The sequence below is a fragment of the Oleiphilus sp. HI0123 genome (assembly GCF_001635315.1).
In genome coordinates this window covers 1-1,664 of sequence record NZ_LWGE01000225.1, presented here as the reverse complement: position 1 = coordinate 1,664, position 1,664 = coordinate 1, and the positions used below count along the sequence as shown (strand labels likewise).

3 protein-coding genes are annotated in these 1,664 nt (G+C 42.7%); 2 read left to right on the top strand and 1 reads right to left on the bottom strand.

Annotated features, from left to right (window positions below; genetic code table 11):
- Together A3761_RS02210 and A3761_RS02205 are read left to right on the top strand one after the other, a co-directional pair.
- On the top strand, positions 1 to 719 hold a 719-nt coding region (locus A3761_RS02210), incomplete at its 5' end, for a dihydroorotase family protein (protein ID WP_231881121.1).
- A gap of 33 nt (positions 720 to 752) precedes the next feature.
- A complete protein-coding gene (locus A3761_RS02205; protein ID WP_068553658.1) occupies positions 753 to 1,184 on the top strand; it encodes a helix-hairpin-helix domain-containing protein in 432 nt (143 codons plus the stop codon).
- 54 nt (positions 1,185 to 1,238) lie between these two features.
- On the opposite strand, the gene A3761_RS02200 is transcribed toward A3761_RS02205, so the two are convergent.
- Positions 1,239 to 1,514: an HU family DNA-binding protein gene (locus A3761_RS02200; protein ID WP_068508677.1), complete on the bottom strand. Its 276-nt coding sequence runs from the start codon at positions 1,512 to 1,514 to the stop codon at positions 1,239 to 1,241.
- Between the last annotated feature and the right edge of the window lie 150 nt (positions 1,515 to 1,664).

Here is a 1,664-nt window from a genome sequence, read left to right as displayed (position 1 = left end):
TACAACAAGGGGTCATGCATGAAGGTGAAGTAAGTACCACCGTTGGCCTGCAAGGCATTACTTCTTTGGCTGAAACCATCGCCGTTGCGCAATTGATTCAGTTAGCTAAAGCAACGGGAGTGCATCTCCACCTTTCTCAATTGTCGGCGGCTGAATCTGTTTCTCAGCTTGAGCAAGCAAAAGCTGCAGGTGTAAATATTACGGCAGATGTTGCGATTCAGAATCTACTCTACACCGATGAGTGTATTGAGGATTTTAATAGTGTTTATTATTGCTTACCGCCGTTAAGAGAAGAGCGGGATCGTTTAGCACTTGTTGATGGTGTAAACCGTGGTGTGATTGATGCGATCACCAGCGCTCATCGTCCACATGAGGCTGCAGCGAAACAAGCGCCTTTTGCTGAAACTGAAGCGGGAATGAGTAATATAGAATTTCTTTTGCCCTTTGCCATGCGTTTAGAGGACAGCGGAGAAATAAGTCTGCCCAGATTTATTGAAGCGATGACTCGAGGGTCTAGCAAGGTTTTACGCAGGAACTGTCCGAAAATAGAAGTAGGAGCCGTGGCTGACTTATGTGTTTTTTCTCCTGAAGGTGAACGTCAGTTGAGTGCTGACAAAATCATTTCTCATGGAAAAAACACACCTTTAATAGGAAAAAGTTTGAAGGGGCAAGTACTCACAACTATTCTAGATGGTAGGATTTCTTTCGAGTTAGATTGATTGCACCTTACACATAGGATTGGAGAATAAGGTATGGGTATTATCGGATTCCTTGGCTTTGTTTGTGTTTTATGGGGGCTTTACGTATTAGCAAAAAATACTAATGAAAGCCTTGAACAGCAGAAACAAATGCTGATAGAGCTGAAGCAACTAAAGCTATTAGCTGAGCGCGTGAGTGAGAGAGAGCCTAGTCCGCCGAAAATATACCAGGTAGAAGATACGCGTCAGCCTAAAGATAATGGTGAGGATAAAGCAGAAACGGAATGTGAAGTTAGCCTTAGTAAGCAGCTGATTGATATTAATCAGGATGACATTGTCGTTTTGCAAACATTACCGGGTGTGGGTAAGGTTCTGGCGCAAAAGATTATTGATGGCCGGCCCTATGAATCTATGGATGCTTTATTGAAGGTACAGGGGATTAGTCAGGATTTATTAGCGAAGCTACAGGTTTCGATAAAACTTTAGTAGAAATAAAAAAGAGGCCTTGAAAGCCTCTTTTTTGAATTTGGCTCAGGCCAGCTAGCCGTTCACTGCATCTTTCAGTGACTTGCCAGGCTTGAAGCCAACAGACTTGCTTGCAGCAATCTGGATTGTTGCACCAGTTTGAGGGTTTTTACCAGTACGAGCACTTCGCTCTCTGACTGAAAATGTGCCGAAACCGATCAGGCTTACGGTATCATTTTTGTTCATTGCATTGGTGATTTCATCGGTCAGAATATTCAGGACTTCACCGGCTTTTTCTTTGGTTAGGTCCGCTTTTTCAGCAATGGCAGCAGCAAGTTCAGGTTTTTTCATGAATTTTACCTTAATTGAGATTGTTGTCTTAGGTACACGCCAGACAGGGTCTGCAGTCCAGAGGACTTTGTACACCCTAAAGATAGTCCAGATCGCTTTGCTTGCAATGGGTAAAAGTAAAAAAAGCAAAATTTGTTAAAAAATGAAATA

Excerpts from the sequence above, each read along its gene's own strand:
- A3761_RS02205 (WP_068553658.1), top strand. The coding sequence starts at position 753 with ATGGGTATTATCGGATTCCTTGGCTTTGTTTGTGTTTTATGGGGGCTT.
- A3761_RS02200 (WP_068508677.1), bottom strand. The coding sequence starts at position 1,514 with ATGAAAAAACCTGAACTTGCTGCTGCCATTGCTGAAAAAGCGGACCTA.